Origin of the sequence: Paenibacillus sp. Soil522, assembly GCF_001428245.1 — a bacterium.
Classification (GTDB): domain Bacteria; phylum Bacillota; class Bacilli; order Paenibacillales; family Paenibacillaceae; genus Pristimantibacillus.
The window spans coordinates 249,125-267,042 of sequence record NZ_LMRV01000055.1 but is presented as its reverse complement, the minus strand read 5'-3'; the positions used below and the strand labels follow the sequence as shown (position 1 = coordinate 267,042).

General features: G+C 48.3%; 16 protein-coding genes. 3 read left to right on the top strand and 13 right to left on the bottom strand.

The features are described from left to right. Window positions 1-11: 11 nt before the first annotated feature. The 10 genes from ASG81_RS18865 to ASG81_RS18820 form a co-directional block, all read right to left on the bottom strand. A complete protein-coding gene (locus tag ASG81_RS18865; RefSeq protein ID WP_056637553.1) occupies window positions 12-944 on the bottom strand; it encodes an FAD binding domain-containing protein in 933 nt (310 codons plus the stop codon). A 21-nt stretch (window positions 945-965) separates the two neighbouring features. Further along, the gene (locus ASG81_RS18860) at window positions 966-1,895 is read right to left on the bottom strand and encodes an ABC transporter permease (RefSeq protein WP_056637550.1); all 930 of its coding nucleotides are present in this window, start codon (window positions 1,893-1,895) and stop codon (window positions 966-968) included. Between the two features lie 17 nt (window positions 1,896-1,912). Further along, entirely contained in the window at window positions 1,913-3,043 is a 1,131-nt protein-coding gene (locus ASG81_RS18855; RefSeq protein ID WP_056637547.1) for an ABC transporter permease, read from the bottom strand. After that, complete coding sequence (locus ASG81_RS18850) at window positions 3,040-4,575, bottom strand: ABC transporter ATP-binding protein (protein ID WP_056637544.1); 1,536 nt, start codon at window positions 4,573-4,575, stop codon at window positions 3,040-3,042. The genes ASG81_RS18855 and ASG81_RS18850 overlap by 4 nt, the downstream gene beginning before the upstream one ends. A 203-nt stretch (window positions 4,576-4,778) precedes the next feature. Beyond that, window positions 4,779-5,921, bottom strand: coding sequence for a BMP family ABC transporter substrate-binding protein (locus ASG81_RS18845; protein ID WP_056637540.1), 1,143 nt, complete (start codon window positions 5,919-5,921; stop codon window positions 4,779-4,781). A gap of 287 nt (window positions 5,922-6,208) precedes the next feature. Then, entirely contained in the window at window positions 6,209-6,832 is a 624-nt protein-coding gene (locus ASG81_RS18840) for a nucleotidyltransferase family protein (RefSeq protein ID WP_162255036.1), read from the bottom strand. Next, window positions 6,744-7,847, bottom strand: a complete 1,104-nt coding sequence (locus ASG81_RS18835) for an XdhC family protein (RefSeq protein WP_056637533.1) — start codon at window positions 7,845-7,847, stop codon at window positions 6,744-6,746. The genes ASG81_RS18840 and ASG81_RS18835 overlap by 89 nt, the downstream gene beginning before the upstream one ends. Before the next feature lie 66 nt (window positions 7,848-7,913). Then, window positions 7,914-9,239 carry a 5'-deoxyadenosine deaminase gene (locus ASG81_RS18830; protein WP_056637530.1) on the bottom strand — a complete coding sequence of 442 codons (1,326 nt, stop codon included), beginning with the start codon at window positions 9,237-9,239 and terminating at the stop codon, window positions 7,914-7,916. Window positions 9,240-9,839: 600 nt separating this feature from the next. Next, the gene (locus ASG81_RS18825; protein ID WP_056637527.1) at window positions 9,840-10,781 is read right to left on the bottom strand and encodes a serine hydrolase domain-containing protein; all 942 of its coding nucleotides are present in this window, start codon (window positions 10,779-10,781) and stop codon (window positions 9,840-9,842) included. Between the two features lie 16 nt (window positions 10,782-10,797). Then, window positions 10,798-12,201, bottom strand: a complete 1,404-nt coding sequence (locus tag ASG81_RS18820) for an MDR family MFS transporter (protein ID WP_056637524.1) — start codon at window positions 12,199-12,201, stop codon at window positions 10,798-10,800. A gap of 313 nt (window positions 12,202-12,514) precedes the next feature. On the opposite strand from ASG81_RS18820, the gene ASG81_RS18815 reads away from it, so the two are divergent. After that, entirely contained in the window at window positions 12,515-13,138 is a 624-nt protein-coding gene (locus tag ASG81_RS18815) for a DedA family protein (RefSeq protein WP_056637521.1), read from the top strand. A gap of 274 nt (window positions 13,139-13,412) precedes the next feature. Next, on the top strand, window positions 13,413-14,864 hold the full coding sequence (locus ASG81_RS18810) for a SulP family inorganic anion transporter (protein ID WP_056637518.1): 1,452 nt from the start codon (window positions 13,413-13,415) through the stop codon (window positions 14,862-14,864). Window positions 14,865-14,945: 81 nt separating this feature from the next. Here the strand turns inward: ASG81_RS18810 and ASG81_RS18805 are convergent, their stop codons facing one another. Further along, a complete protein-coding gene (locus ASG81_RS18805; RefSeq protein WP_327205178.1) occupies window positions 14,946-15,221 on the bottom strand; it encodes a hypothetical protein in 276 nt (91 codons plus the stop codon). A 26-nt stretch (window positions 15,222-15,247) separates the two neighbouring features. Continuing rightward, entirely contained in the window at window positions 15,248-15,688 is a 441-nt protein-coding gene (locus ASG81_RS18800) for a DUF6376 family protein (protein WP_056637515.1), read from the bottom strand. Between the two features lie 121 nt (window positions 15,689-15,809). Between ASG81_RS18800 and ASG81_RS18795 the strand changes: the two genes are divergently transcribed. After that, window positions 15,810-17,222, top strand: coding sequence for a hypothetical protein (locus ASG81_RS18795; protein ID WP_056637511.1), 1,413 nt, complete (start codon window positions 15,810-15,812; stop codon window positions 17,220-17,222). On the opposite strand, the gene ASG81_RS18790 is transcribed toward ASG81_RS18795, so the two are convergent. Continuing rightward, complete coding sequence (locus ASG81_RS18790; protein ID WP_056637507.1) at window positions 17,206-17,787, bottom strand: hypothetical protein; 582 nt, start codon at window positions 17,785-17,787, stop codon at window positions 17,206-17,208. The two genes, ASG81_RS18795 and ASG81_RS18790, sit on opposite strands and share 17 nt — an antisense overlap. Between the last annotated feature and the right edge of the window lie 131 nt (window positions 17,788-17,918).

Below are 17,918 nucleotides of genomic sequence, written 5' to 3'. Positions count from 1 at the left end.
CCCATACACGTCTAAACTTTGGCTGCTTTCCACAGCTCGGTAACGATTAAATTTGCTGCTGTCGTCTTCCGATAGGCGGCCGATGCGAATATATCCTCCCGAGGCTCATAAAGCTGAAGGATTCGGTCATATACATGCTGCAGAAGCCGGGCATCCACGGCCGCTTCGATTATTTCTTTTTCTAATTGTTCTATCCGCTGAGGAATCGTCTGTCCTCCTCCGAGCGCTATTCGAATTTCCTTCAAAACGCCGGATTTCGTAAGCGATCCTTTAATGGCTGCCGTAACGACAGAAGGCGTGAACGCTTCGCGGCGTCCCACTTTATGGTAAGCGCTAAAACGCTTCATTTTCGCATTCGAATCCTTCTCTTCATCACTATCATGTATTGAATCGTCCTCGCTTTTCTTAAAAGGAAGCTGTAAACTAAGCAGCAAACGCTCATTTTCCCGGCTCGAGTCGTTTGCATGCAGCAGCCATTCCGATAAAGGCGTCTGAAGCTCGGCCGAACCGTCATACCAGCTCACTTCGGCGTCATATACCAGCAGCGCAGGTATCGAATCGCCGATATTGGAGGCCACATTGCCCCCGATCGTAGCAATTTGACGAATGGATGGCGCTGCAATCGTTCGAATCGCCTCGGTGACCATTGGAAAATGACGCTGCAGAAATAAGTTCGTACGACAGGCCTGAAGGCTCATTTGGCCGCCTATTAGCAGGTCTTGCTCGCCGATTTTGCAGTCATTCAAACCGCGAATGGCGCTCAAATCGATCAAATGCTGCGGCATTGCAGCTACCCCTGACTCCCAATGCGTACGAAGTAAGGTTCCACCGGATATATATACGCTTTCTATCCCAAAATTTTGTTTCAATATCCATGCTTCCGCAGCCGTTTGCGGATGCCACACAAGAGGAGACGACATGGTCTCCTGTACATTCATGCCCATCCTGCTCCCCTCCAGTTGTCGTTAAAATCGTTGCTCCCGAACGTAAGGCGTACCTAGCGATTCCGGCGAGCCGGATGGCTTATTGCGATTTCGCCAGCCGAGAAACATAAGGACTAGAATCGTTACGATATAAGGAATCATTTTTAAGAAGTAGGACGGTATTTCGCTCCCTATTAATTGAATGCGGAAGCCCAGCATGTCGAGCGCTCCAAAGAAATAAGCGCATAATAGCGCACGGATCGGATTCCATCTGGCAAAAATAATTAAAGCGACCGCAATCCAGCCTCGTCCCGAAATCATCCCCTCCGTCCAAGTCGGAGAATAAACGAGCAGCAAATCCGCCCCTGCTAATCCAATAAGGATCGAGCCGATAACGATATAGCCGTAACGAAACGCTTGAACGCGTATTCCCATAACATCCGCGGTAGCCGGATTGTCGCCTATCGCCCGCAGATGAAGTCCCCACGAGGTACGATGAATGAAGAGATGAAGAACAATGACAAGCAGGAAGCTGAACCAGGTTAATACATCCAAATGAGCAAAGATTCGGCCTGCGAACGGAACGGCTTCAAGCCACGGCATATCAAGCTTCGGCACAGCTCCGGGGACAGGAAGGCCGCTGATTGGCTTGCCCAGGTAAGCGCTAAGCCCAGCTCCGAATAAAGTCATCGCGAGTCCGCATACGATTTGATTCGCCCGAAGCGTTACGCTAAGAAATGCATGAACGGCGCCCAGCAAAATACTTATGCCGCAAACGGCCAGCAGCGTTACCGGCAAGCTTCCGGTTTGCAGAAATGTCAGGCATGCCGTAACGGCTCCCATCAGCATTAGGCCTTCCGCGCCAAGCTGGATGATGCCTGAACGTTCGATCAATATGCCGCCCAGCGTTGCAAATAATAGCGGTGTACCAGAGGATATGGCGGCCAGCAGCATTTGATACACGATTTCCATCGTTTATGCGCTCCTTTTCAACGAATTCTGCGAAGCCGGAATTTACTGATCGTGCCGCCTGCAATAAGGAAAAACAAAATGGCGCCCTGCAGCATTTCGGAAATCGAGGAAGGCAAGCCGATCGTTTGTACGCTGTATCCTCCAACGATTAGTCCTCCAAATAAGAACGAGGAAACGACAAGCCCGATCGGATGCAGTTTGGCGAGCCATGCCACAATGATGGCGGTATAGCCGTAGCCCGGCGATAAGCCGTACATCAGACGGTGCGTCACTCCGGATACCTCGGCCATCCCAGCCAGTCCGGCCAATCCCCCGCTAATGATCATGACCAGCAAAATATGTCTGCTGATCCGGATGCCCGCATTTTTGGCAGCTTCAGAATTGGCGCCGATCAGCCGAAGCTCATAGCCCCAGCGCGTGTATTTAATGAAGAAGCCATAGAGGACAATCGCGATGATGCCGAACAATAGACCGAGATGCAGCCTCGTATCGCCCAAAACGGGCAGCGACTGCGCATCCGTAAACATCGGCGTTCCCGGAAAATTCATGCCCTTCGGATCCTTCCAAGGACCGAACACGAAATAATCCATCGCCAGCAAAGCAACATAATTGAGCATCAGCGAAGTGACCAGCTCATTCACTTGAAAGTAGGTGCGGGGAATTGCCGTTAACAGCCCCCATATGCCGCCCGCTACGATACTGAAAACGATCATAGCAGGAATAATGAGGATACCCGGCATATTCGGAAAATAAATCGTCACCGCAGTCGCTGCCATCGCTCCTGCCGCAAACTGCCCTTCCGCTCCGATATTCCACACCGAAATCCGGTAAGCAATCGCTACGCCAAGTCCGCATAACAGCAGCGGGATCGTTTTTACGAGCGTTTCAGTTAACCCGTAAGAAGTGCCGAAAGCACCTGTGAACATTTTTTTGTATACGGGAAACGGGTTCATTCCGTTGGCTGCAATAAAAATGCCGCATACGGCAAGTGCCAGCAGCACCGATACGATAGGTATCCACCAGGCGCTGCCTCTCTTTGAGCTGTCCATTTCAATACGATAGGAGCGCCGATTCCATTTACCAGGCTCATGAGCAGCCTCAGCTGAAAGCGTTCCGCCTTTATTTAATACGGGCTTTTGCTCACTCATCCCGCTTCCTCCTCCGCATCCTGAAGACCTGCCATATACATGCCGATCTTCTCCCGATCCGCTTCCTCTCTTATCACTTCAGCTGCGATTTGACCGTTATAAATGACAAGAATCCGGTCAGAGAGCTGGATGACCTCGTCTAAGTCCTCTGAAATAAGCAAGACGCTTTTGCCTTCATCCCGCATTTCGGCCATTAAACGATGAACCCCTTCGGTCGCTCCGACATCTAGTCCCTGCGTCGGATGTACGGCAACCATGAGCAGCGGCTCCTGATGAACCTCTCTTGCAAATAACAGCTTCTGCTGGTTCCCTCCGGATAATTGCTGAACCGGCGTATCGAGTCCAGGCGTTTTCACATCAAATTGCTCGACCAAACTTTGCGACCATGAGCGATTCACGCCGATTCGCAGAAAACCGAAGCGCGACCGCTCTTTCGTCCGGTACGATTTCAACAACAAATTGTCAACGATGCCGAGGCTTCCGGCGAGACCGCTTTTCATCCGATTCTCAGGCACATGGGCGATCCCCGACTCGATTGCCGCCCTCACAGATCCATTCTTCAGTACTTTTCCGTTAAAATAAATCGTCCCCCGCTTCCACGAACGCAGACCAGTAAGCACCTCGGCAAGCTCCTTCTGCCCGTTGCCCGCGACACCCGCCACCCCGACAATTTCTCCTTCATTCACATGCAGCGAGAAATGATCAAGCGATTTCCTGCCATGATCCGCATATACATCGACTTGCTGTACTTCGAGCAAACGCTTGCCTTGCGGGCGGGGAAGGAATGGACGGCTTTCCCCGAGCTCCTTGCCGACCATCAGCTTGGCAAGCTCGCGCTCATTCGTGTCTGTTTTGCCCATGGAATGAATCAGCTTTCCTTTGCGCATGACCGAGATATGATCCGATGCGACCATAACCTCCTTCAGCTTGTGAGTAGTCAGTATGACCGTCTTACCCTCCGCCTTCATGCGCTGCAGCGTTGCGAACAGCTGCTCCGCCTCGCCGGGCGTCAACACCGATGTCGGCTCATCCAAAATAATAAGATCAGCGCCGCGATAAAGCGTCTTAACAATTTCCACCCGCTGCTGCTCCCCAACGGAGAGCTGCCAGATCGGACGGTTTACCGGGAAGGATAAGCCAAAATGCTCCGCAATCGCTTCGATTTCATGCTGCTTATTGTTCATCCATTTGGCTCCCCGCCAAAACGACGATTTCTCCCCCAGCACGATATTTTCGGCGGCGGTTAAATTTTGAACGAGACGGAAGTTTTGAAAGACCATGCCAACGCCAAGCTTCATGGCATCCTTCGGAGACCGGATTTTTGCCGGCTCACCATGAATGAAAATTTCACCGCTGGTCGGCCTATATACGCCAGAAAGCATGCACATCATCGTACTTTTCCCCGCTCCGTTCTCTCCGAGCAAAGCATGGATCTGTCCCGGCTTCGCGCGGAAATCTACAAAATCATTCGCCACGACCGTACCGAAATGCTTCACGATCTGGCGCATTTCTACCGAATAGCTATCATTCATAACATCCCTCCTAAGGTTTGCGAAGCAAACCACTACGAAAGCATAAGCTTAAGGTTTGCGAAGCAAACCACTACGAAAGCATAAGCTTAAGGTTTGCGAAGCAAACCGCTACGAAAGCCATTTCATTCGTGAAATAGGTGTGAATAAATCAACAAATCCCTTAATTCAGGGATTTGTTAATTTAGCCGTATGTTCAAATCCGCTTATTTCGGAATCGTACCCACTACTCCTTTAACGAACCAATCCATAACCAAAATTTCATCCAGCGTCAATGTTTTGCCTTCCTCCACCTTGACCGCGCCGGATGCGTCCGAAATCGGACCGGTAAAAACATTGACCTTGCCGCTGATGAGCTTCGCTTTCGTATCGTTCACTAACGTCTTCACATCCTCTGGCACGCTTGGCCCAAGCGGCGCAATATCAACCATTCCGTCAGCGAGCGAGCCTGAATATTGCTCGGCTTTCCAAGTGCCGTCGATTACGGATTGAACGGCCTTTGTATAATAAGGGCCCCAGTTCCAGATCGGGTTCGTTAAGTATGCGTCAGGCGCGAACCGGGTCATATCGGAGTCGTTACCCCCCGCCATAGCGCCCCGTTCAGCCGCGGCCTGCAGCGTTGCCGGCGAATCCTGATAAGCGAGCAATATGTCCGCTCCTTTATCAAGCAGGCTTACTGCCGCCTGACGTTCGGTTGTAGGATCATACCAGGTATTCGTCCATACGACGCTGACCTTGGCATCCGGATTGACGCTTTGCACGCCTAGCGTAAAAGCGTTTATGTTATAAATGACTTCAGGAATCGGGAACGCGCCGACATAGCCGATCACGTTTTTCTTCGTCATTTTTCCTGCTGCAATTCCGCTTAAATAGCTGGCATCAAAGTTTTTTCCGAAATACGTGCCCATGTTGTCGTTTGTTTTGTAGCCGGCGGTATGAAGAAACTTCACATCCGGAAATTTTTTAGCGACATTAAGCGTGTAATCCATATAACCGAAGCTTGTCGTAAATATAATGTCGTGGTTTTGCGCGAGCTCCGTAATGATTCGTTCCGCATCAGCGCTCTCCGGTACATTTTCGACCGTGTCCGCTTTAATGCCCAGCTTCTCCTCCATGTACAATCTGCCCTTGTCATGCTCGAATGTCCAACCGCCGTCTCCAGGAGGCCCGATATAAACGAATGCGACACGCGGCAGCTTCGCCGGCTCATCCGTTGCCGAATTTACCGCACCCTCATTTGCATTCTTTTCTGCCTTGTCCGTCTTGCTGCTGGAACAACCGCTAATGACTAATACGACCGTTAAAAGAAGTGCTGCACCTGCGAAAAATACTTTTTTGTGCTGCTTCATACCGTTCCTCCCCGACTCACTATTTTCTCGAAAGATGAACAGATACAAGGTTTCCCGTATGTACGCTGCCATTCTCTCCACGCAAAATGCTTACGCCTGCCGCACTGGAACGGCTTCTGTCGCTTTCGCTAGTTTTGGTTATGACCAATAACGTAACTTCAATATATATCCATGTCAATTGTACGTCAACATATATAACATACATAAATGAACGACACATTTTGTGCAGCATGCACGAAATAATCGTCAATTTGTGTTATATATATTCACATGGACTTCATCTATCACTAAATGAAATAGGCCGAATAATGTTTTTTCGCCAGTTCCATATCAGCAGGCGTATCGATATCGAGCAAGGTTGTCCGATCCGCAGCCACTAAACCGCAGCCTTTAAAATCCGGTGACTGAAACAGTTTTCGCGCACCCGTATCCCCCTCTAGCAGCAGCACTGATGCGAACATTGAACGAGACAAAACAGCAGGAGGCATTAAAACGATTGACTTGCCTCCTGCATCATGCGCCGCAGTCGCAACGAAATCCAGCTCCGGCCGCTCGCTCCAATAATGAATAAGTTCGGCAATCATTTCGGATGTAATAAATGGCTGGTCTGCGAGAGCAACCACAATGGCATCAAGAGCGGGCTCATCGGCCATGAGCGCTTTAAGGCCGCATCGAATCGAATAAGACATGCCTTGCGAAGCTTCCGGGCATGCAACTAAACGGACAGCTTTAACATCAGAAGGAGCAGCATGGCCTGCTGCCCCTCCTTCCACAGATAACCATTCTAAAGGATCCTCCGGATGGACGACAGCCATCACATTTTTAAGTGGGCTGGACAAAAGAGTATGCAGCCCCACGATTGCGAGCGGCTTGCCCTTCGCCAGCTCGAGCGACTGCTTGCGTACTCCCATGCGTAAGCTCTGGCCTGCCGCTAAATAAAGGGCTGAAATAAGCATCTCTTCCCCTCTCCTTCCTCGGATGCGCTTTGCGGCCTGCGCGTATGGCAATAAGCTCAGCCGCAATGCTCACCGCTATTTCATACGGGCCGTCCGCGCCAACTGAAAGCCCGATCGGCGCCCTTACATTGGATGGAATGAGAAACGTCTCAAACAGCATGCGAATTCGTTTCTTCGAGCCCATAATGCCGATATATACAAGCTGAAGCGGCAGTGCGAGCCGAATCATATCCTTATCCTGGTGCAGATTGTGACTGCACACGATCAAATAATCATCCGAGCGGAATTGAAGCTGCTCAGTAATTTGCTCAGGCGAACCAATGACGATCTCCGCATCCGGGAACCGCTCCTTCGTGCATAGTGACGGCCGCCAATCCGCTACCACAACATGAAATCCGATTTGCTTGACCAGCGAATAGACCGCCTCTGCGTCCTTACCGACACCGAATATGACCAGCCGGGGCCTAGGGCTAATCACAAACGACATATGATTGGAGACCCCGTCTTTCGCATCTGAAGTTTCCAGCGATTGTCCGGTATCTACGTCATCGACAAGACTGTAGCTGATTTCCTTTTCATTCCAGCTTCGAAGCAGCCTGACCGGCACACCAGCATCGGTCCTCTCCTTCGCCTCAAGCAGAATCATTCGCAATGGTCCATCAATCGGCTCAAGCAGCACGCGCATTTCCCCGCCGCAGCCGACAGCCTCACCCCAAATCACATCCTCATCGGGATTCAAATTATAATCTATAAATTCAAACTGACCTGAATGTATGATGCTTGCCGCTCTCTCCAGCAGATCATGCTCCAGGCAGCCCGGACTAACCGTTCCAATTTGCTCGCCGCTCTGTTTGAACAGCATCGCTGCTCCTGCCTTCCGGTAAGAATGGCCCTCTGCACAAACGATTGTTGCCAGTACGCCGCGTTGATCGTCAGCCTTTACCGCTGCCAGTACATCATACATATCCATTAATTATTCCTCCCTAAGCATCAACACTCGAAAGGGTTATTTTACGGTTAGAACGAATTCCAAATGCTACAGTCTTTCTATCAATTTCCGCAAAGAGCGATCCGCTTCTTTTAAGACAACCTTCTTATCGACCGTTCTCACAAGCTTGTTCTCCATCACGATTTGCCCGTCGATAAGGACCGTATCGACATCGCCTCTTGTCGCCGCATAGACGACTCTCGAATACCAGTCGGCATCGAATGACGGATACACATGAAAGTCCTCCAAATCCAGAAGCTGCAAATCAGCAAGCTTGCCTATCTCGATGCTGCCGATCTCCTCCTCTAAGCCAAGCACCTTAGCTCCGCCCATTGTCGCCATCCGCAGCACCGTTTTTGCGTTCATAATCGTCGGACCATGCTTGACCTTTTGCATATAGGCAGTCAATCGCATCTCCTGAAACATATCCAGGTTGTTGTTGCAAGGCGCCCCGTCCGCTCCGATGCCGATATCAATGCCTTGCTCCAGCAGGAGCGGAATCTCCGCTATGCCCGAAGCAAGCTTCATATTGGATCCCGGACAATGCGTAACCTTAACGCCTCTATCCCGAATGATTCGTTTCTCCTCGTCATCGAGCCAAATGCTATGGGCCAAAATCAAATTCGGCTTTGCCAACCCGATGTGATCCAAATAAACGACATTTCTCATGCCGCGTTCCGCTTCCACCATCGCGATTTCACCTAAATTTTCCGATGCATGAGTATGCACCATTACGCCATACTCAGCAGAAAGATCACGCACGCCAACCAGCAGCTCTTCCGTACAGGAAACAACGAAGCGCGGACAAAACGCGTATTGAATCCGTCCATTCTCGGCACCATGCCATTTTTCCAATAAATCCACACTGTCCTGAAGCGATTTTTGGGTATTCTCCTGCAAGGCAACCGGCACCTCCGTACCGTGGTCCATCATCACTTTACCCGAGAGAGCTCGAATACCGCTTTCCTTAATCGCTTGAAATGCGGAATGTGTATAATGGACCGTTTCCATATCTAGAATCGTCGTCGTGCCGCTTCTTATCAATTCGCCGATCCCAAGCATGGCAGAGTAGTATACCGAGTCCTCGCTGTGCGCAGCTTCGAGCGGCCAAATTTTCTCTTTTAACCATTCAATCAGCGATAAGTCATCGGCTCTTCCCCGGAATAGCGTTTGACAAAGATGGATGTGCGTTTGCACGAAACCGGGCAGCAGCACCTTCCCTCCCGCCTCAATAATGCGGTCTGCCGCTTGTATTTCCAGCCGTTCTCCCATTTGCGATATCCGATTGCCATCTATAAATACATCGCCCGTGAAAATATGGTCTTGATTATTCATTGTCATCACCACGGCGTTCCGAATAAGTATCGTTGACATATGTTGCTCCTCCTCGTGCCGACCCAGCTTTATTAGCGGCCGCTGTGTATAAATACTACAACTTTTACTGTATAAGCCTTAAACGAAAGCAGCTTCACACTAGCATATTCACAATTGTTATTCAGCAACCCACTAATTCATAATTGCATACCGATTTCCATTCGCATACCAGTCCAACGCATCCATTTGAACTGGAATTCCATCGCCCGGGACGATTTTCAAGCCATTAAGCATACTGCTTGCTTAAATTTGCAGAATAATCTGACTATAATTTCCGCAGCTTTGCGAATGCAACCCCAAGCCTCATCATTCCATCAGCATCAATCGATATCTTTTCAACTCTATCGAATGGACCAGCGCGGCCGCTAATGTAAAGAATCGTTTTTGCCAAACAGAAAGAAAATATGATCTTTCGCTTTCGATGTGTAAGTTTATCTAACATCATAAAACAGAATGAAACGATAGGCAATACATTCGGCTAAATATTTATATGTTCTTTATCCATTTCACGCTCGCACCTTACAATTACATTACATTAAACACAACAAAAAAAGACATCGGCCTTTGGCGAGGCGCCTCTCTATTTCAGGCATAAATAAATCAACGGTTCCTATCTATGCAAGCAGGAATAATATGCTCGAATATTAGTCTCCTCGACCATATTGCATCATTCCGCTTCGTCACTTTCTTCCGGATAACGATGACGAGCTCATGTCCGGGTGCCACCAACAAATATTGACCGCCATGGCCAAAAGCGAAATAACAGTCGCATTGACCGTTGTGGCTCTCAGGCGAATGCCACCAATGGTAGCCATATCCCCCATAAATCGGCGGCTCATAATGCAGCAATCCGCGATGATGCAGCTTCGTCGATTGCTCCACCCATGAGGAGGATAGCAGCTGTTCCTGCTCGAATTGTCCCTTTTGCACAAAAAGGCTGCCTATCCTCGCAAGATCTCTGCCGTACAAATAGAGCCCCGCGCCCCCTTCATTAATGCCTGCTCGCTCCATCCAGCGAGCGCTTTGAAATCCGAGCGGACCAAATAAATAATCCTTGGCAAACGAGAGCGCCGATAGGCCCGTCGCTTTCGTCAGAATCGCCGACAATAAGTGCGAGCCTCCCGAATTATAGGCAAAAGCCGTTCCCGGCTCAGAAATCAACGGCTGCTCGAGCACGAATCTGATCGGCTCCTCAGCAGCCTTTAATGCTTTGTAAGGCTTGTCAAAATCAGGCCAATCAAAGCCTGGCGTCATCGTAAGCAGATGCTTGATCGTTATTTGACCGAGCGCATCGCTGATTTCCGCCGGATGGTCCAAGCAGTCCGTTATCGGCTGTTCCACGCTCGTTATAAAACCTTTATCGATGGCGATACCGATCAATGCGGATAAAATGCTTTTGGTGCAGGAATAGAGCGGGCCGATCGAATCTTTCCCGCTCTCATACCATTCATCAAGGAGGCGCTGTCCCCGAAGTACGATGACCGACTTCATTTTCCATTCTGACAGCAGCCCGTGATTTGCTTCCAAATCCAATTGTTTCATCGTTTAAACGACCTTTCTATGAAGCGTTTCCTTGCTGGAGTTCAGTCTGCTTAAGCTTAGGCAAACCAATAGAAACAAACACGACAAAAACCGACAATACGGCTACCCAAACAAAAATGTTATGTAAGCTTCCTTCAAGCACGGTTGACTCGAGCGCATCTGCCTGGCCTGTTTGAAGCAGCATGCCGAATACCGTAATTCCAATTGTCTGGCCTAACGTACGGATGAAGTTGTTGCTGGCAACAGCCGAGCCGCGAAGCTCCCATCCAACCGCCGAAGATACCGCAACTGTTAAGGAGGTCAGCGATAAGCCGAACGAAAGCCCCGACATGAACGTATAAACGACGAATAAGGCAATTGGTGTTGTAGCTGACATGAAAGAAAAGCCAATGCTGCCAGCGAGCAAGAAACAAGCACCCGCTACGCTGATGAAACGTAATCCTTTTTTGGAGATCCAATTCCCTGCCAAAATCGAGCCAAGCGGCCAAGCGATCGAGAGCGGAATCATGGCAAGTCCCGAATAAGTAGCCGGTTTGCCGTACACGCCCTGAATCCATAGTGGCAAATAAAAAATGACGACGACATTTATGACGCATAACAATAAGCTGTTCAAATTCGCCATGCTGATAATCCGGTTCCGGAATAGCTGGAAAGGGATAATCGGTTCAGGCGAACGACTTTCAATACGGACAAACAGGACGAAAAATAGAACAGCAATGGCAAATAACAAACTGATCATCCAATCAGTGCCGCATCCACCTTCGTCATCGCGGATGAGCGCCATCGCATACAGGAAGCTGAACATCGCGATCGCAAAGGTGACGATACCCGGGTAATCAATATGCCTCTTTTTCTTTTTCAAAACTTCCCGCAGTGAAGTTGACAGCAAATAGATCGCCACAATGCCAAACGGAAGGTTCATGTAAAATATAGCGCGCCAGGATACGTAATCGACCAACAGGCCGCCTAACAATGGACCCGATATGCCTGCGATTCCCCATATGCTTGACATCCAGCCCTGTACCTTGGCGCGCTGTTCAAACGGATATAAATCCCCGATGATCGTATACGGAATCGTCGTAAGCGCTCCCGCTCCCAAGCCTTGCAGCGCTCGGTACCAAATGAGCTGATTCATCGTTTGTGACACACCGGACAGCATAGAGCCTGCTAGAAAAATCAATGCTCCAATGATGAACATCTTTTTGCGTCCATATAGGTCGGACAGCTTGCCGTATACGGGTGTCGTAATGACAGTTGCCAACAAATAAAGCGATATAATCCAGCTATACTGTTGAATGCCATGAAGCTCTCCGGTAATGCTGGGCATTGCCGTGCTGACGATCGTCCCCTCGATTGCAGCGAGAAATGTGGCGACGAACAGGGCGATTGTTACTTTTTTACGAGTCTGATTCGCGTTCATTGTTCCTCCTTTTGGTCATTCCTTGCAGAAAAATAAATAAATCATAATAATTTCCTTCTTATTATGATCGCTGTCAGCGTGAAATATCAACGATTATATTCAAATCAAACATGAAATTAGCCACCTCTTCATACGTTTAAACCATCCCCTATTGTATCTGCTTGTACCAAAAAATTAGTTATGAAATGGTTAATTTTTGAATCCTTCTCGATTGTCATTCGTATGAATGGTATTCTTTCTGTTTCGGATGTGTTACCATATTTGAAGTGATTTAATCGAACTTCTATAATTTGGAAAGTTAGGATGCTGCTCAATGTATGAGTTATTGTTGAATATAATAGAAGAGATCGGCTATTTCGCCTTATTTCTCGTCTTATGCCTTGGCTTAATCGGATTACCCATTCCAAATGAAGCCGTCGTGATGACGGGCGGCGCATTAGCGGAATCCGGCGTTTTATTGCCCTTACCTGCCTTTATAATGACATGCCTCGGCATTTGCTCAGCTATGACATTTGGATATAGCATCGGAAGATTCGCAGGCAGCAAGCTGTCCAACTGGTTTAGCAGCAAAAAGAACATAAGCAAATTCGTCGCCAAGTCCGAGCAGTTAAGCGAACGATACGGCGGCTATGCGATTTGTCTTAGCCTATGCCTTCCTTTTCTAAGACATGTCACGCCTTATGTCATGGGGCTGAATCGGATGCCCTTTAAACGATTTATTCTTTTCGCCTACCCATCTGCTTTCGTTTGGACGCTCATTTACTTCATTATCGGTTCAATCGTTGGAGATCAGGTGCAAGCTCTTTCTGAACACATCTACAATTACGGTATTTGGATGATTTATGCGCTTGCGATAATCGGATTAGGCTTAATGGCTTACAAGTATATTAAAGGAAGAAGCAAGAAGGATCAGGAACATGTTGAACGGCCAATGTAGGACATCTCCTCATAAGGAACCATCGCGAATTGCGGTGGTTCTTTTCATTTAGCAACATTTTTATCGAAAAGGGCGAAAATGAAAGAAAACCTCTGAAAATCTAATATGTAAGCGCTTAATCAAACTGTCGATATAAGATCTATTCTTTTCGTTTGATGTATAATTACGCTTAGTGTGCATCGGCCCCGACTTTTCTGAGAGTGGAAAGTCAACGAAAGTTTTCTTGCGAAGTCATTTTGTTTTACAAAAAATACGTTTAGGAGGTTTCTTTGCTGTGCTTGAAAAAATTAAAAAATCATGGTTTTCTAATGTGCGGGGTGATATACTTGCTGGCATAACTGTTGCTCTAGCCCTCATTCCCGAATCGATCTCGTTCTCGTTAATGGTTGGAGTCGGTCCGATGGTTGGGCTTTATGCCTCCTTCTGTATCGCTGTCATTATTTCTATAGTTGGCGGCAGACCCGGCATGATCTCGGCTGCGACGGGTGCGATGGCGTTGTTATTGGTCTCTCTAGTCAAAGACCATGGCATCGAATATATGTTTGCAGCTACGATTTTGGCAGGCGTAATCCAATATTTAATGGGTGTTCTGAAGCTGGGACAGCTCATACAATTTGTTCCGCATTCAGTCATGCTTGGCTTTGTCAATGCGCTCGGCATTCTAATCTTTACGACTCAGCTTGTTCATTTTGTCGGAGCATCCTGGATCATGTACGCCCTTGTTGCTTTAACGTTAGTTATCATCTATACGCTGCCTAAATTCACGAAGGCCATTCCATCACCGTTAGCTGCGATAATTATCGTTTCCATTATTGCCGTTGCTATCGGGGCTGATCTTAAAACGGTTGGCGATAGAGGCTTAATCGAGAGCACTTTGCCCCTGTTTCACATCCCGGAGGTGCTATTCTCGCTTAAAACGCTTTGGATCATTTTGCCTTATTCCTTCTCGCTTGCATTAGTCGGCATATTGGAGTCTCTGTTAACCGCTTCGGTTCTCGATGAAATGACAGACACGACTAGCAACAAGAATAAAGAGGTGCGGGGACAAGGGATTGCGAACATCGTCAACGGCTTCTTCGGCGGTATGGCTGGCTGCGCATTGATTGGACAATCGGTCATTAACGTCAAATCCGGCGGCCGTTCAAGGCTGTCAACCTTAGTAGCGGGATCATTTCTGCTCTTTCTTATTATGGCCTTAAGTGATGTCGTAAATAAAATTCCGATGGCCGCTTTGGTCGGTGTAATGATTATGGTCTCCATCAGCACATTCGATTGGAAGTCCGTTTACCAAATTCATAAAGTTCCGCGAACGGATGCGCTAATTATGATCGTTACCGTAATCGTTGTTCTCTTCACTCATGACCTATCCAAAGGCGTCTTTGCCGGCGTCGTATTAAGCGCATTTGTATTCGTTGGAAAAATGGCTAAAATACACGTATCCGCCGCTGCGGGTAAATCAGAAGTTCGCACTTACAGCGTGTCCGGCCAGCTGTTTTTCGGAACGACTAGCCGCTTTGTCTCCCAGTTCGATTATCAAAATGATCCAGCCCGCGTAACTCTTGACTTCAGCAGCTCTCATATTTGGGATCAATCCGCTGTAACTGCAATTGCGAAAGTAAAGAGCAAATACGAGCAATTAAATAAGCAAGTATCCTTCATTGGACTTAATGAAGAGAGCAAGGTCATTATCCGGGATTTAGGCTTGACCTCCTCTAGCGGACATTAAGCCGGAACGGCTGGCCTCTAATAACAAATAAAGCTCAAGCTGCTTCACCGATAAGGTGCTGCAGCTTGAGCTTTTCTATAGCTATTCAGATTTTACGAGCTTTTCCTTCGCAGTATCTACGAGAAAGTCGAACAGCTCATCATCCTCTTCCAATAAATCCTCCAGCGCCAGCAATTCTTCTTCCTTGCCTGATTCATGCAAGAAAAACAATCCATAGCCCCACTCTTTGCCTTTCTTGCTATGTAAGGCTATTTCGTACTCATTTACATGTCCTTCTACTCCGAAATGAACCTTGCCTACGTACCCGTCTTCCTTCGAATGTGTCATAGAAGCTTCCAGTACATTGATGTTAATCACTTATGTTCTTCCTTCCTATTCGGTCGTCACGGCGCGAGCTGATTGATTTGATTTAACAGCTCGTTAATTTTGCTGATTGTATCCGGAATACCCGTTGAATCGAACACAGCTCTTCCCTGCTCTAAATTAGTGAGAGCTTGATCGAGTCCCTGTTGAAGCGTTGCGTTGTATTCGGCAATTGATTGATGAAGATCCTTGGCGTAGTCCGGCACTTGGAGCCCTTCATAATTGATAACCTGCTCCTTAAGCGCGAGAAGCCGCTCCTTTAAATCAGTTCTAGCATCCAAGTCTGTTACCGCCTGCTCCGCGAGTGCATTCATATCTTGTCCGAACTCCGTTAACGATTGTAAGTAATCCGTCGTTTCCGTTGCAAAATTTAAAGTTTGGCCTGCTTCTTCAATAATACCACAGCCGGCTGTTAGAAGCATTATAGAGAGCATCAACGCCGTTACGCTTCGTTTAATCATCCAATCCCTCCTCGTTATCTTATCAATTTACCGTGACGAACGCCTATCTGTATTCATGCATACATTACTATACGTTATCAGCTCTTGCTGGTTTCGTGTATGTCACAAGGAGATGATCGGGATGGAAATTCAATTATCGGCGCTTCACTGGGTGTACTTAGGCTTTATAATCGCCATTATTGGATTTATGCTGATGCGACGCGATACTACGCTTATCAGTATTGCGGGGATTTTAGGAATCGGCATACTTGCAACCACTTCGGCAAGCGGTTCTGTAAGCGGTATTTTTAACAGCTTTATTTATGCAATAACAGAATTGCTGGGAACCATTCTAATCATTTCTATTATCGTCGCTATGAGTCGTATACTCATCCGGACCGGCATAAACGAAATTATGATTTCTCCGTTCACCCGTTTTCTGCGAACGCCTGCGCTCGCCTTCTGGGGTATCGGATTGATCATGATGGTAACATCGTGGTTTTTCTGGCCATCTCCAGCGGTCGCCCTCATCGGAGCCGTGCTGCTTCCGGTTGCGATCAGGGTTGGTCTGCCTGCACTTGGAGCAGCAGTTGCCATGAACCTCTTCGGGCACGGCATCGCCTTATCGGGTGATTATATCATTCAAGGAGCGCCTAAGCTTACAGCGGATGCCGCAGGAATACCTGTCAGCTCTGTCATGCAGGCCAGCATTCCATTAGTCATCGTGATGGGCGCGGTAACGACAGTCGTCGCCTACTGGATGATGCGCCGCGATCAGAAATTAGGCACTTGGCGTGACGGGCTTATCGTCTCAACGAAAGATACGGCACAGGATTCAAACACTTTTGCCTTTGCCGATCGCTATTTATTATCCTTAAGAACGAAGCGGCTGCTCGCCGCGATCATTCCTATTTTATTTGCGCTCGATGTCGCTGCCATGTTCGTGCTTAAACTTCAAGGCGGAGATGCAACTGCACTTATCGGCGGGACCGCGATTCTCATCATGCTATTTATTACGATGCTGACGCATAAAGGAAAGGGCTTTGAGAAAACAACCAGCTATTTAATTGAAGGCTTCTTGTTTGGCTTCAAAGTTTTTGGACCCGTCATTCCGATTGCGGCTTTCTTCTATTTGGGCGATTCCGGATTTCTGGCGATGTTTGGCGAAAAACTGCCCGAAGCGTCACATGGGATCGTTAACGATTTGGGTATCGCGCTTGCGCATGTCGTTCCGGTAAATGGTGCCGTAGGCTCGATCACGTTAACGATTGTAGGGGCCGTTACCGGACTTGATGGCTCAGGCTTCTCCGGCATTTCACTGGCAGGCTCTATCGCCCAGCTGTTTGGCCATGCGATCGGATCAGGCCTTGCCACATTAACTGCCCTTGGGCAAGTTGCCGCAATATGGGTTGGCGGCGGTACGATTATTCCTTGGGCGCTTATTCCTGCAGCAGCCATTTGCGGAGTTGATCCGTTCGAGCTCGCGCGCCGCAATTTGAAGCCCGTGCTTATCGGCCTTGCCGTTACGACCATTGTCGCTATGTTTTTGATATAGGCTGCTTACGCTTCCTGTAAAGAAAGAATGCAAGCGCGATAGCGACAACTGCTCCAATCGATAGATAGAGATTGCGCGGATACGCGCTCGTCTGCTTATTGGCAAAGGAGGGCTGCGGCGGCAGCGAACCGCTGCCCAGCAATGTCATTTGCTCATTCGCTTCGCTCGTTAAAATCGTTCCGCTGCATAAGCTGACATCAAGCGAAGTGCCCGTTGCAGTCGCATAGACCAAATAACGCTCACCCTCCTGGAATTCATAGCCGCAGGTTTCGCCGCTTCCAGCCGTCAACACCTCGATAGATGGCGCTACTTGCCCTTTCCATACTTCATTTACTTGAAAGCTTGCTTTCACTGCCTTTGCGGGCGATCCAAACAAAGATAAAGAGGATGGCTTTACTGAGGCTGCAGTTCCTTCAAATACGGCGTCGCTTCTGCTTTTGTTTTCTTGAACAGACCCTGATTCTGCGCAAGAGCATGCCCAAGCTTTCTTCGGGAAGGCGAGTAAACTTCCGGCAAATACGATCGAAACCAGAAAAATACTAATCCAACGCTTTTTGTTCAACATAACTCGTTCCCCGACCTTTTCTCTGTAATAGGCAAATAGACCTTGAAGATAAGACGGAGTTTTATGGGAAAATGTTGCAACGATGGAAACACATAAGGGGCTGATTCTGCAGCAGCATGAGCTGCTTAGAA

What these genes read in the sequence shown, in the direction of transcription:
- ASG81_RS18815 (WP_056637521.1), top strand. Translation starts at nt 12,515, where the DNA reads ATGTATGAGTTATTGTTGAATATAATAGAAGAGATCGGCTATTTCGCC.
- ASG81_RS18830 (WP_056637530.1), bottom strand. Translation starts at nt 9,239, where the DNA reads ATGTCAACGATACTTATTCGGAACGCCGTGGTGATGACAATGAATAAT.
- ASG81_RS18860 (WP_056637550.1), bottom strand. Translation starts at nt 1,895, where the DNA reads ATGGAAATCGTGTATCAAATGCTGCTGGCCGCCATATCCTCTGGTACA.
- ASG81_RS18835 (WP_056637533.1), bottom strand. Translation starts at nt 7,847, where the DNA reads ATGGATATGTATGATGTACTGGCAGCGGTAAAGGCTGACGATCAACGC.
- ASG81_RS18820 (WP_056637524.1), bottom strand. Translation starts at nt 12,201, where the DNA reads ATGAACGCGAATCAGACTCGTAAAAAAGTAACAATCGCCCTGTTCGTC.
- ASG81_RS18795 (WP_056637511.1), top strand. Translation starts at nt 15,810, where the DNA reads ATGGAAATTCAATTATCGGCGCTTCACTGGGTGTACTTAGGCTTTATA.
- ASG81_RS18845 (WP_056637540.1), bottom strand. Translation starts at nt 5,921, where the DNA reads ATGAAGCAGCACAAAAAAGTATTTTTCGCAGGTGCAGCACTTCTTTTA.
- ASG81_RS18850 (WP_056637544.1), bottom strand. Translation starts at nt 4,575, where the DNA reads ATGAATGATAGCTATTCGGTAGAAATGCGCCAGATCGTGAAGCATTTC.
- ASG81_RS18790 (WP_056637507.1), bottom strand. Translation starts at nt 17,787, where the DNA reads ATGTTGAACAAAAAGCGTTGGATTAGTATTTTTCTGGTTTCGATCGTA.
- ASG81_RS18840 (WP_162255036.1), bottom strand. Translation starts at nt 6,832, where the DNA reads ATGGGAGTACGCAAGCAGTCGCTCGAGCTGGCGAAGGGCAAGCCGCTC.
- ASG81_RS18825 (WP_056637527.1), bottom strand. Translation starts at nt 10,781, where the DNA reads ATGAAACAATTGGATTTGGAAGCAAATCACGGGCTGCTGTCAGAATGG.
- ASG81_RS18800 (WP_056637515.1), bottom strand. Translation starts at nt 15,688, where the DNA reads ATGATTAAACGAAGCGTAACGGCGTTGATGCTCTCTATAATGCTTCTA.
- ASG81_RS18855 (WP_056637547.1), bottom strand. Translation starts at nt 3,043, where the DNA reads ATGAGTGAGCAAAAGCCCGTATTAAATAAAGGCGGAACGCTTTCAGCT.
- ASG81_RS18865 (WP_056637553.1), bottom strand. Translation starts at nt 944, where the DNA reads ATGGGCATGAATGTACAGGAGACCATGTCGTCTCCTCTTGTGTGGCAT.